This window comes from Aeromonas sp. Lyrl_2 (genome assembly GCF_051948815.1).
In the GTDB taxonomy this organism is placed as follows: domain Bacteria; phylum Pseudomonadota; class Gammaproteobacteria; order Enterobacterales; family Aeromonadaceae; genus Aeromonas; species Aeromonas veronii.
Window position 1 is genome coordinate 1 of record NZ_JAYJLJ010000015.1, and the last position, 13,441, is coordinate 13,441.

The window sequence follows — 13,441 nt, forward strand, 5'->3', positions numbered from 1 at the left end:
CCCCCTTCATCTTCTGCCTGTCCTTCTGTCCACCTTGGTGCCTTGTCGGCGCTGGTCTCATGCATGTATCAATGGGGTATGCCAGCACGGCGCGGCGATCGGCGGTGGAATATCGATCCTTGCCATCGCCCACCCCATGCCCCATGGCCCGGCTCATGTCATACATCACGCTGGTTGCCACCGCCTTGATGCGGGTGTCGCCAACGGCGGCATTGAGGGCCATGCCACCCCAGCCGCAAATCCCCAGTAGACCGATACGGTTGCGGTCGACCTCTTTTTGCAGGCCGAGAAAATCGACGGCGGCGCTGAAATCTTCGGTGTTGATGTCTGGCGAGGCCACATCACGCGGCTGGCCGCCACTCTCACCGGTGTAAGAGGGGTCAAACGCCAGCGTGACAAAACCACGCTCAGCCAGGGTCTGGGCATAGAGGCCGCTCGACTGCTCTTTTACGGCACCAAATGGGCCGCTCAGAGCAATGGCCGCCAGCTTGGCGTCTCCCCGGCTTTTCGGCAGATAGAGGTCAGCCACGAGAGTGATGCCGTAACGGTTCTTGAAGGTGACCTTGCGATGATCGACCTTGTCGCTTTGGGTGAAGGTCTTGTCCCATTGGGTGACCATGGAGACAGGTTCAGTGGGATTGGTTGTTTGGGCATGACTCAATGTAGAGACTCCGGTTAATGCGGCGCTCAGCAGCAGGGTAGACGCGATAGCTGTCAGTTTCTTGGGGAGAACATTCATGGCAAAGTTCCTCGAAATCGGATTTCTGATGCGTGGTCCTGGTGGTGGAGGGCTGGTTTTGTGAACCACGACACACAGTCTAGTTAGAACGAATAGTGATGATTAGAGGCGGTTTTTTGATAACATTAATGCTTATTTGTTCTAAATTAAGACGTCTGACGTGCACCTGACTCAGATCGTGGCGGACAGGAACATAGGGGGTGAACAAAATGACAGGCCGCGAGAATTACAACGATCTCCACGTCTTTATGCTGGTCGCTTGGGAAGGGAGTTTTACCAAGGCCGCAGCTAGGTTGGGGCTTGCCCAGTCCGGGGTCAGCCGAACGATTCGGGATCTCGAGGCCCGGCTCGGGGTGCAGCTTCTGATGCGCACCACCCGCAGCCTCTCCTTAACCCAAGCGGGTGAGCAGTTGTACCGCACGGCGCAGGGCTGTTTTCAGTCCCTTGATGCGGGTCTGGCCACGCTCGCCCACTATCGTGATACCCCTTCAGGCACGGTACGGATCAACGCCAGCCAACATGCCATTGACAAGGTGCTGCTGCCCAAGCTGACCATCTTCAGGCAGCGTTATCCCGATATTCGGCTGGAACTCATCAGTGAAAGCCGCTTCGTGAACATCATCGATGAACGCTTTGATGCTGGCGTGCGGCTGGGTGACGAGGTGGATGAGGGGATGGGGGCCGTGCGCATTACGCCCGATCTGGAGATGGTGATGGTAGCCACACCAGATCATTTTCTTCAATACGGATTTCCCCAGGCGCCTGCCGATCTGGCGGGACATCCCTGTATCGCTTACCAATTTGCCGATGGCAGCCTCTATCAATGGGAACTGTGGCAAGAGGGGAAGGCGATTAAGCATCGACCACAGGGGCAGTGGGTCTTCTCTGACAGTTATATGGAGGCGGCTGCTGCCAAAATGGGGCTGGGACTGGCCTATGTGCCAGGGGAATTGGTGAGCGATGAACTTGAGCGCGGCATCTTAATCCAGGTATTGAAACCCTATAGTCACCGTTTGGCTGGTCTGTACCTCTATTATCCCCACCGGAATGTTTCACCCGCATTAAGAGTGGTTATTGATGCATTAAAAACATAAATATAGTCATTCACTCTGGTCTGGACGCTATAGGGAGGGGATTACTAGATCTGTACAGATCAAAAAATCCCTGCATACCCGAGACAAGCCGACGGCCCGTGCAGCTGTTGCGAAGCTGCTTGCCTGCGTGGGTTCCAGACCCAAGCCCATTCAGTTGCCTGCAGGCGTCAATGTTGCCCCACATGAGCAATCAGTAGCCCGGAATCCAAGGTTTTATTGTTTGGTGACACGCATGGCTGCGTTGTATTTGAGCCGACCATGGGAAATATGTCTGTTTATCTCGCTTAGCAGCGTCTCTTTATTGATGGGCTTGGTGATATATCCATTCATGCCATGGGAAAGATAGTATTGCTTGGATTCCGGCATCGCATCAGCCGTCAGGGCGATGATGGGGATATCTGCCCAAGGCATCTGGGAGGTGCGGATCCGGGTGGTGGCCACCAGGCCATCCATCACTGGCATCTGGACATCCATCAACACCAGATCAAATTCGGTGTGACCCAGTTTCTCCAGCGCCTCTTCTCCCTGAACGGCCAGTGTGACCTGATGGCCCACGGAGTCGAGCATGGCGCCGATCACCTTGCGGTTGGTGGCATTGTCATCAACCAGCAAGATGCGATAACTCTCCTGATCCAGCGGTTTGGACGGCAGGCAAACAATCGAGGGGGTCGTGGCTCTGGCGGGCCAGATGTAGGTAAAGGTACTGCCATGCCCTTCGCTGCTCTCTACCGAGATATCGCCGCCCATCAGGCGTGCGAGATTACGGGATATTTCAAGTCCCAGGCCCGATCCGCCATATTGGCGGGTGATCGAGACATCCGCCTGGGCGAAACGTTGAAACAGGTTCTTTAACTGACTTTTGCTCATGCCGATCCCGGTGTCTTGGATCGAGATGCGTATCGAGTGGCGATCCTGCTCCAATAGGGTGCTATCAACGTGGATCTTTACTTCCCCCTGATGGGTGAACTTGATGGCATTGCTCACCAGGTTGAAGAGGATCTGGCGCACTCTCAGCGGGTCGATCATCAACCACTCCGGCGTATCGGGGGCAACAGTCAGGGCCAGTTTGATCCCTTTTGCATCGCAGTTGCTCTGCATCAGGGCCCGGATATCCTCCAGCAGCTGGGGCAAGTGATGGGGGGCCAGCTGTAGCTCGATCTTGCCCTCTTCCAGTTTGGATACATCCAGAATGTCGTTGAGCAGACCGAGCAGATGGTTTGCCGATTCGCGCGCCGTCTCCAGATAGTCTCGCTCCCTCGGATCCATATCCCGGTCGGCCAGCAGTGAGAGCATGCCGAGAATGCCATTCATGGGGGTGCGAATTTCATGGCTCATGTTGGCCAAAAAGCTGCTTTTGGCTCTTGTGCCTGCCTCTGCCGCCTGATTTGCCCGCAGCAGTTTGTCATTGAGCTGCTGCATCAGTTTGTGTTGCAGAAACGAGATATTCATTTGCCGCCAGATCAGCAGGGCGAGCACAAAGAGCAGCGCAAATTGCAGGGTCGCGATGAGTGTCGTCGTGATGATCTGCTCCCTCACGCTGTCGCGACGCGCCACATCAAACAGGGTCGCCTGCTGGTTCACCTCCAGAGTCAGCTGATGGAGCAGGGGGAGCAGGGAGGCAAGCTGTTGGCGCAGCTCCTGATGGGCAAGATTGTCGAGCGGCTTGGTGGCTTCCGGGCCGAGCCAGATATCCGCCAGAGAGATGTAGGATCGAATGGCTTTGCTTGCCTGCTGGTAGATCTCTGTTTGCTGAAGCAGGCTGCGATCCTTGCTCTCCAACACCAGATCCATGCGGCTGACCAGAATATCGTATCTGAGCTGGAAGGTCGGTTGCGACTCATGGAGCAGCGAGCTTTGAAAACGCAGCGCTTCATTATAGAGCTGGAAATAGTTCCACATCACGTTGTCTTCGCCCTGGCTGGTACTGCGCTGCAGATCCTGAAATTGCCGGTACTGGATGGTACCAATACCGGCAAAGGCAAGGAGCAGCACGCAGAGCACCACAAACAAGAAACGTTGACTGGCCGCCATGGAACGCATGATGGGATCTACTCCACTTTTATCGCGCTGATCTGCCAGATAGCCCGACCGTAATAGAGCTTGTTTTGCAGTTCGGGATATTGATCGAACGGATAGACAAGGAACAGCGGCCCTTTGTCACGCACCGACAGTGGCTTGCCATTGATCGTGCGGGCGAGGATGACCCGATACTGCTCGGCATCGCTTGTCGGCACCTGTACCGAGTAGTCATTGAGCGCGGTAATGGTGAGCTGTTTGCCGGTTGCCCCGACCTTGGCCAATACATCTTGCAGCAGCGGGCCGCGAAAGGTTTTGGCTTCGTCATACCATGGGGTATGGGTTTTGATTTCGTGTACCGGCAGTTGATCCAGCATGGCGCTGTCCCACAGGGCCAGAGCCTGATGAGTGGGGCTGCTGATGGCGCCTTCAACCTTCAACACGGCGCTGTCAGGTGAGGGGGCTGCGTATGCGGTGCCGCAAAGGGCTGCCAGCAGTGGTGCGATATAAAGGCCTGCTTTCATGATCTCTCCTTCCTGGAAAATGGCGGCACGGGGGCCGAGCCAACGGTGGCTTGTGAAGTGTGTCCAAAGGCAAGCAATAATCGGGCCCAGTCTAATGGGCTTGAATTATCAGCCATTTAGCCTGTTATCGGGCGATTTCGGCCAAGGTGAATTGCAGTTTGCAACGTGCGGGGGAGGTTAATTGCAATTTGGCAATCAAAACGAGGAGTGGGTGTTGGTGAATAAGGCGCAAAGAGTATCATTTGGAGAACAAGTGCCGTGGCACTGCCCGGCATAACATTTGCAGCGTGCTGAATGCCGTGACAGCAAATAGTCTGAGAATCGACAAGGAATCTCCCGCATCCCCGCTTCATCCTGTGGCAGAGCGGGCGAGAGGCCGCTGATCCCCAGCTTGGCGAGCCGCTGCAGATCGCAGCGACTGGCCTCGGCGATCTGCTCTTTTAACGCCTCGGGATTGGGGCTCAGCCAATTCAGATAAGGGGGCGCTTCGACATAGATGCCGACCGGTTTGCTGGCCGCGGGCAGGGTCAGCGGCAGCACCTCGATAGTCAGTGGCAGCTGCACCAGTTGCTGTTGGCTCAGCAGCTGAATATTGCCGAGATAGCGCCCCGCCGGCGCATCGCGTGGGACGGTCATTTGCAGCACCAGACGCCGTGGCACCCCTGCCAGCAGGGTGAGCCCGGCGACCCCCTCGACCAACTCCTGATCCGAGGGGGCCAGCAGGGTGCCGCTCGCCTGCGGGCGAACCAGATGTCACTTGCCGTAATAGGGGGTCAGCGTCAGCGGCGATCCTGCCTGCTCGGGGGGCTGGATCACCAGCAAGGGTGCCGGATCGTCGGTGGCGGCGTGGATGGCAAATTCCAGCAGCAGCTGGCTGCCACGGGCCGCCAGCACCGGTCGTGAAGCCTGCTGCAACTCATCGGCCGCAGATAGCGGGGCGATCTGCAGGGTTGGGGCGGCATCCGTAATCGGCGTGAGGCTCAGTTGCTGCGAAGCTGGGGCTGGGGTTGGGGAATAGGGGGCCAGAGTCCACTTTTCCAAAAATAGCTGGCGCTGCTTGGCCAGCACGATGGCGGTAGCGTCGGCCAATACGGCGAGAGCTTTTCCACTATTCGGGAGCGCCTCTTTGCTGGTGGGGGCCGGATAGGGGGCAAGCAGCAGCCCCGCCAGGTATTTGGCATCCGGTGAGTGACCCACCAATGTGATAGTGAGCGGGCCGCCGGGGTGGTTCAGAGTGACATGAACGGGGCCGCCCTGTCGTGCCCCGAACAGCTGCCAGGGATCCGGGTTTGGCAGTGCCTCGCGGGATTGTCCCGCCAGATAGCGCTGCGTTAGCCACTCCTGCGGTTGCCACTGTTCGGCCCAGATGGGCTCGCCATTGACCAGCACGCTGCGCTCGAAGGGGTGGGGCAGGTACTCCCATTCACCGGGGTCATCGAGCCAGAGGGTAAGCTGGTAGCGCCCTTTGGCCAGGTCCAGTCGTACTCCGTCGAGATTGCGCAGCCCATCGCGCACAAGGGCATCGCCGGAGGGGCGCAAGATGGGGGTGGGATGGCCAATCAGCCGGGGATCCCCCGGGCTCAGGGCTTCAAAGCCGGTAAAGCGGGGCGCCGCCGCCGCCCCCAGATCCAGCGCAATGGTGCCCTCAGGCAGAGTCAGACCGGGCTCCCAGTACCAGCGGTGAATGGTCATTGAGGGGGCGTTATCGGCCATAAAGAGATAGAGCTTGGTGAGTTTGTCCAGCGCCAGCGCTCTGGGCTGGCTGGTGCGCCACTCGCTCAAGGTAAAGCGCTGGGTGAAGGGGCCGGGTGCGACAATCCGCTCCAGATTGACCCGGCTGCGGTAGTTGACCGAGGCGTTATCGTCGATACGCAGGATCAGGGTTGGTGGGCGGGCGCTGGGGTTATGGCCCTCGATCACCAGTTCATCATCGCTGCCTATTGGCCAGTTGTGGGTGCTCAGATCGAGCCGCTGGGGTGTCTGGTTGCCTGTCAGGGGCAGCGGGGTCTGCCCCTCCAGCCGGGTGGCGGCCATTGCTGCATGGCAGCAGAGCAGGATAACCAGCCAAAGCCCTCTGCTCATCCGGCCAGCCCCTTCAACCAGTTGTTCAGCTCGGCAGCCTTGTGATCCCAGCTTTGCTGGGCCACCTGCTGCTGGCGAGTGTGGCGCCCTTCGCTGCGGGTGAGCCCCTCCCAGCCACTCTCCTGAAACCAGCCCGGATTGGGTTGATCAAAGGCGGCCCGATTGATGGCCTGGGCCAGGCTCTCCCCATCGTGGGGGAGCTGGATCTGATCCCGATAGCCATCGAGAGCCGGAAAATCGGTGCTGACGATGGGGCGCCCTGCGGCCAGATACTCGCGCAATTTCAATGGATTGCAGGCACGGATCTGGGCGTTGTCGACAAAGGGCAGCAGACTCACCTGCCAGTGCTGGGCATAGGCCGCCAGCGTGTGATGGGGACGGGGCCCCAGCAGATGGATATTGGGGAGCCCCTTGAGGGGGGTGATATCGGTCTGGACCGGGCCAATCAGCACCAGATCCCAGTGAGGCAGGGCGGCAGCCGTCTCTGCCAGCAGGGGGATATCAATCCAGTCGCTCAGGCTGCCGTAAAATCCGGCAATGGGGCGGCCGGAGGGAAGATCCGCCGGCCGCTCTCTGGGGGGCATAAACAGCTCGAGATCCACGCCGTGGCTGAGGAGCCGGGTTTTATGGGGGGGAAAGCGGCTGGCCAGCGCGGGGCTGGCGGCCAGAATGAGATCCGCTTTTTCCACCAGTCGGGCTTCGCAGTGGGCAATGGCTTGATGATCCACCCCCGCCAGCGCCGAGAAGTCATCGCCGCAGTAGTAGATGACCGCCCGCTCATCCAGCTTGCCAATCAGATCGACGGCGCTGGGAAGGGAGATCCAGAGCAAGGGGCGATCCAGCTCGGGCAACTGGCGCCGGATCTGCGTCGCCAGCCAGTGGCCATTGATCTTGCCCGCCAGCCGACTGCCCGGTAGCGGCCAGACATCCTGCTCCAGCACAATGGCCCCCACCTGTTCATCGCGATCCGGCAGGCCCCGGGCGCGATCGCGGGCGTTGATCGGATGCCCCGGGTAGCCCGCCAGAAAGGCACGCCCTGCAATCCGGACGTTATCCCCCAGCACTATCTTGCTGCCCACCGCCAGGGTGGTCTGCCAGCCAATCCCGACATTGCGGCCAATCACCAGCCTTGGTGTCTGGCTCGATGCCCGGCCGCTGATGGTCATGGCGGCGCTGAGGCGGCAATCGGCACCGATTTCGATGGTGACCGGACCGCTGATATAGGGGATGCCGCCATAGAGATAGAGGCGCGGGGCGGGGGCCGTGAGGCGAGATTGAAACAAGGGGGTCCACCAGAGGGTGCGGGTCAGGGTCGCCAGCGCGTTGCTGCCCAGCAGATAGAGCCGATAAAGCAGCCGATGCAGAGGAGGGATCACGGGGAATGACCAGTGGCGGGCACTTTTGGCCAGTCGCCATACCCGGCGAGCCAGTGGCGTTTCCCCCTGTTTGGCCCAGCTTTTCATCCGGTGCAGGTTGATGGTGTTCATGGCGACCTCTCCCTCTGGTGCAGTCCGTTGGTCGCTAAGCAGGAAGCAGGGATCGGGCCAACAGGACGGCCCCAGCTAGATCGGGCCAAATGGGGCTAAGAGGTGGGGCAGATTGCGCCTGTCGGTGCAATTTGCAGCCAGCGTTGTGCAAAACGCAAATGCCAGTCTCATTCTGGGCTTGTTCAGGCCGGTTAAGCCGCACAGAGGGGCTATCGCTTCAGGGCGGGAGTGAGTGGCGTGGGCTTTGTATTAGCGGTAGCTGACCCGGAGCAGGATGCTTCGGGTGGCTGGGAGGCCCTATGAAACTTGGTGTGAACCAGATTGCCATGCTCTATTACGCCGGCGGCTTGCTCCTGATGAAGGGGATCTCCCTGCTGATGCTGCCGGTGTTGACCCATCAGCTGCTGCCTCGTGAATACGGCCAGCTGGAGGTGCTGCTGACTCTCATCAATCTGGGTTCCCTTATTTTGGGCTTCGGGCTGGTGGATGCCCTCTACCGCTTTGCCGGATTGGCGAAAGATGAGCAGGAGCGCCAGCAGGTGGTGGCCCGCATGTTTGGTCTGGTCTGGCTGATCGCCCTGGCCAGTCTGGTGCTGCTCTGGCTCTTGGCACCTGTGGTGCAAGCCTGGCTGCCGGTGGAAACCCGCCTTGCGGATGTGCGTTGGGTGCTCTGCGCCCTGCCGTTTGAAGGGGTGATCGGCGTGCCGCTGGCATGGCTGCGGATGCGCAATCAGGCACGGCTCTTTTTCGTGGCGACCGCAGGCAAGGCGGTGATCCAGTCCCTGCTGACTGACTGACTGACTGACTGACTGACTGACTGGCTGGTGGCTCTGGCTCGGCTGGGGCGTGAGCGGGGTGCTGGCCTCCGGCACCCTGACCTGCGTTGCACTGGCGTTGCTGCTGAGCCTCTGGCAGTGGCGAGATAGCGGGATCCGCTTTGACTGGCAGCACTATCGGCCGCTGCTGCGCTATGGATTGCCCCTGGTGGTGAGCGGGCTGGCAGGCTTTGCCCTGAGCGGACTGGATCGCTGGTTGCTGGCCGATGTGGTGGGTGAGGCGCTGCTTGCCTACTACGCCGTAGCGGGCAAGCTCGCGCTGGCGGTGGGGTTGTTGCTGCAACCCTTTGCCCTCTGGTGGTATCCCCGTCGTTTCATGCTGCTGCGCGAGCCGGATGGACTGCGACTCAATGCCCACTACAGCGTGATGGGGTCGGTACTGGGGTTTGTCACCGCGGGGATTGTCGGGCTTACCGCCCCCTTGCTTATTCGCTGGCTGACCCCAGAGAGCTATCACGGGGCGATCGCCTATATTCCGCTGTTGGTGCTGGGTATGGCGGTGCGCAATGTTTCGGACTTGCTCAATGTCGGCTGCTTTAGCGGCGAGAAGAGCAATGCCCAGATGGTGATCAATCTGGGCTGCAGCGCCCTTGGGGTCGCAGGCTTTCTGCTCGCCATCCCCCCCTTCGGGGTCGCCGGGGTGATCTGGACTCTGCTGCTGGTCTATCTGGTACGGGCGCTGGCCTTTTATCTGGTGAGCCAGCGGTTGCTGCCGCTGCCGTATCGCCTTTCCACCCTCTGGGCCAGTTCGCTTGGGGCGCTGGCGATGGTCTGGCTCGGCCAATGGTGGGCAGGATCATGGCTCGTCTAACGCCAGCCATCTGGGCAAGCGCCATCTGTCTGGTGCTGGCCCTGCTCTGGTGGCGGCTGCCCCATCCCTTGCTGCTGCCGGTGCTCGGCCTTGCCATTCCCGCTATCTGGTTTGCCCTGCGCTGGCCCTTTTTGATGGTGCTGGGGTTTGTCACCTTCTCCTTCTTTCGGCTGCATGAGGTGTTCCCCCAGCTCTATCCCCTCAAGATCCCGCTGCTCTTCTCGCTGGCCGCCATCGGCGCGCTGGTCTGGCACATTTTGCTGACTGGCCGGATCAAGCCTTACTGGAGCCAACCCCTGAGCTGGTTGACGGCCTTCTTTGTGATGGTCTCCATCGGTGTGCTGTTTGCCAGCAACCGGGGCGAGGCGATCGCCACCTGGACCGGCAGCTACAGCAAGATCTATCTGATGACCCTGGCCACCACCTGGCTGGTGCGCACTCCGGGGGATTTTGCGCTGGCGGTGCGCACCTTTGTGGTGGCGGGCTGTCTGGTGGCGCTGGTGGCCCTCTACAACAAGGCGAGCGGGATCGGGCTGGTGGAGGGCACCCGGGTGACCATAGGGCGCGAGCTGGGCTCTGTGCTGGGGGATCCCAACGATCTGGCGCTGGTGCTGCTCTTTCCTGCCGGTTTTTCGCTGAGCTTGCTGCTCAATCAGGGCAATGGGGTGGGGGGCGTTTGCTGGGTGGGCTCGGCTTTGCGCTGACTGCGGCCGCCATTATCGCCACTCAGAGCCGCGGCGGCTTGCTTGGCGTGTGTGCGGTCAGCGGCCTGTTTGCCTGGCAGCGGGTGAAGTCGAAAACCTTGTTGATCTCGCTGGGGATGGTCGCGCTGGCGGTGCTCTTTGCCGCCGCAGGGATCAGTGACCGGGCATCTGGCGGTGCCGCCGAGAGCGGGGTCGATGCCTCGGCCATGGGGCGGATCTACGCCTGGCAAGCGGCCTGGGGCATGGCGTTGGGCCATCCGCTGGTGGGGGTGGGCTTGTCCAATTTCTATTACAACTATTTCTTCTACAGCCCCCATTGGGATGGACTGAATCATGCGGTGCACTCCACCTGGTTCGGGGTGCTGGCTGAAACCGGCTTTGTCGGGTTGGCGCTGTTTATCGGCATGGTGACGGTGACCCTGCGCAGTTGCTGGCGTTGCCAGCTCGCTGGCATGCCTCCTGCAGTGATCACGGCGATGCAGGGGGGGATGGCCAGCATGGTGGGGTTTGTGATTTCGGGATCCTTCCTGACCCAGGGGTTTACCTGGCCCATCTATCTGGAGTTGGCGCTGGCCGTCGCCGCCATCAAGTACGTGCAGCAGTCGGCCACAGAGGTGAAGGCCACCGCTGAGGATCATCAGGAGGCAACCCGGTTGCCGGCAGTGCCACCAAAGGGAGCAAGAGGATGAACGCAACCCCTGTTTTGCTGGTTCACTACGGAGAGGACTGGATCCGCGGCAGCGAACGCTGCCTGCTGGATCTGCTGGCTCACCTCGATCGCAGCCGGTTTACGCCGTTGCTCTGGTGCAATAGCCCGACGCTGGCGGCAGAGGCGGCCACCCTCGGGGTAGAAACCATGGTCGAGCCGTTCAGCCTGCTGCTGGGATGGCAGGCGCCCCGCTTTGATCTTGCTGCCCATCGGCGCCTCTCCCGACGAGCCAGAGAGCTCATCACCGAACGGCAGATTGGGCTGGTGCATGCCAACAGCGCGGCCCCTTGTCAGTGGCTGGTGGGGGTCTGTCGAGTGTTGCAGGTACCGTTGGTGTGCCACCTCCATGCCCGTTACCAGCCCAGAGACAGATTCAGCCTGCGGGTTCATCAGGCAAGCGTGCTGATCGGGGTGAGCGAGCCGGTGTTGACCGGTTGGCGCCAGGATGGCTGCGCGGCCGAACGGTTGATCCGGGTACCCAACGGGGTGGATGCCGCTCGCCTGAATGGCGGTGCTCACTGGCCGGTCGTCGGCATGCTGGGCTTGCAACCGGGGGATATGATCATCGCAACCGTCGGCTCATTGATCAAACGCAAGGGGATTGATCTGTTGATCCGCTCGCTGGCTGCCCTGATGGCATCGGGGGAGGAGGCCCAGTTGCTGATCATTGGCAGCGGTCCGGAGCGGGAAGCATTGATGGCGTTGGCTGTCGAGCTCGGGGTGGCCGAGCGTGTCCACTTTCTTGGCGAGCGGCCGGACAGTGCCGCTATCTTGCGAGGCGGGGTGGATCTGCTGGTCTCCGGAGCCCGTGAGGAGGTGTTTGGTCTGACGTTGGCGGAGGCGGGCATGTTGGGGCTCCCGGTCAGTGCCTACCGAGTGGGCGGCATCCCCGAAGTGGTGGAAGAGGGGGTGACCGGTTTGCTGGCAACCCCGGGGGATTGGGCCGAGATGGCTGATCACTGGCGGCAATTGAGCAATCCGCAGCGCCGATGTGAAATGGGGCGGGCCGCTCAGTTGCGTGCCGCACAGTTGTTCACGGTGGCGCGCTATGTCGACGGGGTCACGGCGGTGTAGGACGCCGCGCTGGCTGGTCGTTGGCACGCCACGGCCCCCACACCCTTCCGACCACTCATTCACTGGGCGGGGCAACGACTCCTTGCCAGAGGGCGCAATATGCTGGCAAGTGGGATGGCAAAAGTGGCGCAAAAAGTGCAGTTGGGGTTTGGCCGCCGCAAGGTGCCAGAGTAAGGGAGCAGCAAGATGAGCATGCAAACTGAGCCGGTGTTTGGAAAGATCATCGTCGTGGATCCCATCCCGTTTCGCGGTGGCTCCAAGGTTGCGACCGAAGTGCTGCTCGATGAGTTGGCCAAGCGGATGCCCGGGCTCACATGCCATGTGTTGACCCAGGATCCCGACTCCTGGTCCCGTTGTCAGCATCATCCTCTTTGGCTGCCCCACATATTGAAGGGGCGGGAGTCCGGCATCGGCTATCTGCTCAAACAGGGGTGGCAGACCCTGCTCATCCTCTGGCTTGTGCTGCGCTTGGGGCAGGTGAAGTGTCTGGCGGCGGCGTCCGGGCCGGGGGTGGATCTCTGCTGTTACTGGGCGGCCCGCTGGTTGCGGTGCCGGGTGGTTCAGCTGATCCATGGCCCTGTGGGGTGTTCGGGGCTCTCTGCCAGAGCCTTGCAACGGGCGAGTTTTGTGTTTTATCTCGAATCGACCCGCAGCTCCCTGGCGGCGCTGCTGGCCCGGCTTGGCGAGACCGAGTTCCCGTCACACTGGCAGCCATTTACCAACGGTTTGAGCGAGATTGATTGGCCCAAAGCGACCCTGGGGGGGCACCGCATTTTGTGGGCGGCCTCGTTGCTGCGCTGGAAGGGGCTGGAGACCATGCTGGCCGCCCATCAACTGATCCCTGACGCTCGCCCCGAGCTGATGGTGTGCTATCTGCAGCCCAAGGGCACGCTGCAACCCTGTAGCCAGCCTCAGCCACAGCTGCCAGACACGCACTGGTATGCCAACCCCGCTAATCTTGACGAGATCCGATCTCAATGCGGCATTTTTGTCTCCACCAGTCATCAGGAACCGTTTGGTCTCTCCATTCTGGAGGCCATGGCGGCAGGATTATGCGTAGTGATCCAGGCCGATGGCGCCTGGTGGGATCGACACCTCACCGATGACGTGAATTGCCGCAAATATCAGCCAAACGATCCCGGCGATCTGGCGCGGGTGCTGGCCAGCATCAATGCCATGCCCGACGTGGTCAAGCGACTTGGCCATCATGCCCGCCTGCATGCCATGGTCCATTACAACGCGGCAGATACCTATCAAAGTACACTGGATCTGTGGGAAGGTATGTTGCGATGGGATGCGTTGAGCCTTGCCGTCGATGGTTAGCGCGCAGTGGTTCCCCACGGGGAGGATGGTCACGCATGAGGG

The 13,441-nt window shown here is 60.7% G+C and carries 13 protein-coding genes; 7 read left to right on the top strand and 6 right to left on the bottom strand.

The features are described 5' to 3' along the window. Positions 1-739: alpha/beta hydrolase (locus tag VF684_RS13910; protein ID WP_440174313.1), on the bottom strand; the 739-nt coding region annotated here is incomplete at its 3' end. Positions 740-948: 209 nt separating this feature from the next. Here VF684_RS13910 and VF684_RS13915 point away from each other — a divergent pair. Next, on the top strand, positions 949-1,833 hold the full coding sequence (locus VF684_RS13915) for a LysR family transcriptional regulator (protein ID WP_440174317.1): 885 nt from the start codon (positions 949-951) through the stop codon (positions 1,831-1,833). Positions 1,834-2,046: 213 nt separating this feature from the next. Here the strand turns inward: VF684_RS13915 and VF684_RS13920 are convergent, their stop codons facing one another. The 5 genes from VF684_RS13920 to VF684_RS13940 form a co-directional block, all read right to left on the bottom strand. Further along, the gene (locus VF684_RS13920; protein WP_139442139.1) at positions 2,047-3,873 is read right to left on the bottom strand and encodes an ATP-binding protein; all 1,827 of its coding nucleotides are present in this window, start codon (positions 3,871-3,873) and stop codon (positions 2,047-2,049) included. 8 nt (positions 3,874-3,881) lie between these two features. Beyond that, entirely contained in the window at positions 3,882-4,373 is a 492-nt protein-coding gene (locus VF684_RS13925; RefSeq protein ID WP_005351410.1) for a molybdopterin-dependent oxidoreductase, read from the bottom strand. 195 nt (positions 4,374-4,568) lie between these two features. Next, positions 4,569-5,072 carry a hypothetical protein gene (locus tag VF684_RS13930; protein WP_279459034.1) on the bottom strand — a complete coding sequence of 168 codons (504 nt, stop codon included), beginning with the start codon at positions 5,070-5,072 and terminating at the stop codon, positions 4,569-4,571. Between the two features lie 54 nt (positions 5,073-5,126). Beyond that, positions 5,127-6,455 (bottom strand): hypothetical protein, encoded by a 1,329-nt coding sequence (locus VF684_RS13935; RefSeq protein WP_279459031.1) that lies wholly within the window; start codon positions 6,453-6,455, stop codon positions 5,127-5,129. Continuing rightward, on the bottom strand, positions 6,452-7,942 hold the full coding sequence (locus VF684_RS13940; RefSeq protein WP_279475084.1) for a glycosyltransferase: 1,491 nt from the start codon (positions 7,940-7,942) through the stop codon (positions 6,452-6,454). The genes VF684_RS13935 and VF684_RS13940 overlap by 4 nt, the downstream gene beginning before the upstream one ends. A 299-nt stretch (positions 7,943-8,241) precedes the next feature. Between VF684_RS13940 and VF684_RS13945 the strand changes: the two genes are divergently transcribed. From VF684_RS13945 to VF684_RS13970, 6 genes are all read left to right on the top strand, one after another. Beyond that, entirely contained in the window at positions 8,242-8,739 is a 498-nt protein-coding gene (locus VF684_RS13945; protein WP_234879903.1) for a lipopolysaccharide biosynthesis protein, read from the top strand. 49 nt (positions 8,740-8,788) lie between these two features. Further along, complete coding sequence (locus VF684_RS13950) at positions 8,789-9,589, top strand: lipopolysaccharide biosynthesis protein (protein ID WP_240037434.1); 801 nt, start codon at positions 8,789-8,791, stop codon at positions 9,587-9,589. Then, positions 9,577-10,293, top strand: coding sequence for a hypothetical protein (locus VF684_RS13955; RefSeq protein ID WP_234879901.1), 717 nt, complete (start codon positions 9,577-9,579; stop codon positions 10,291-10,293). The genes VF684_RS13950 and VF684_RS13955 overlap by 13 nt, the downstream gene beginning before the upstream one ends. After that, entirely contained in the window at positions 10,266-10,982 is a 717-nt protein-coding gene (locus VF684_RS13960) for an O-antigen ligase family protein (protein WP_234879900.1), read from the top strand. Before VF684_RS13955 ends, VF684_RS13960 begins: the two co-directional genes overlap by 28 nt. Further along, entirely contained in the window at positions 10,979-12,076 is a 1,098-nt protein-coding gene (locus VF684_RS13965; RefSeq protein ID WP_234879899.1) for a glycosyltransferase family 4 protein, read from the top strand. Before VF684_RS13960 ends, VF684_RS13965 begins: the two co-directional genes overlap by 4 nt. A 186-nt stretch (positions 12,077-12,262) precedes the next feature. After that, complete coding sequence (locus VF684_RS13970) at positions 12,263-13,399, top strand: glycosyltransferase family 4 protein (RefSeq protein ID WP_376900244.1); 1,137 nt, start codon at positions 12,263-12,265, stop codon at positions 13,397-13,399. Positions 13,400-13,441 lie beyond the last annotated feature (42 nt).

What these genes read in the sequence shown, in the direction of transcription:
- VF684_RS13970 (WP_376900244.1), top strand. Translation starts at nt 12,263, where the DNA reads ATGAGCATGCAAACTGAGCCGGTGTTTGGAAAGATCATCGTCGTGGAT.
- VF684_RS13920 (WP_139442139.1), bottom strand. Translation starts at nt 3,873, where the DNA reads ATGCGTTCCATGGCGGCCAGTCAACGTTTCTTGTTTGTGGTGCTCTGC.
- VF684_RS13915 (WP_440174317.1), top strand. Translation starts at nt 949, where the DNA reads ATGACAGGCCGCGAGAATTACAACGATCTCCACGTCTTTATGCTGGTC.
- VF684_RS13940 (WP_279475084.1), bottom strand. Translation starts at nt 7,942, where the DNA reads ATGAACACCATCAACCTGCACCGGATGAAAAGCTGGGCCAAACAGGGG.
- VF684_RS13955 (WP_234879901.1), top strand. Translation starts at nt 9,577, where the DNA reads ATGGCTCGTCTAACGCCAGCCATCTGGGCAAGCGCCATCTGTCTGGTG.
- VF684_RS13925 (WP_005351410.1), bottom strand. Translation starts at nt 4,373, where the DNA reads ATGAAAGCAGGCCTTTATATCGCACCACTGCTGGCAGCCCTTTGCGGC.
- VF684_RS13945 (WP_234879903.1), top strand. Translation starts at nt 8,242, where the DNA reads ATGAAACTTGGTGTGAACCAGATTGCCATGCTCTATTACGCCGGCGGC.
- VF684_RS13935 (WP_279459031.1), bottom strand. Translation starts at nt 6,455, where the DNA reads ATGAGCAGAGGGCTTTGGCTGGTTATCCTGCTCTGCTGCCATGCAGCA.
- VF684_RS13965 (WP_234879899.1), top strand. Translation starts at nt 10,979, where the DNA reads ATGAACGCAACCCCTGTTTTGCTGGTTCACTACGGAGAGGACTGGATC.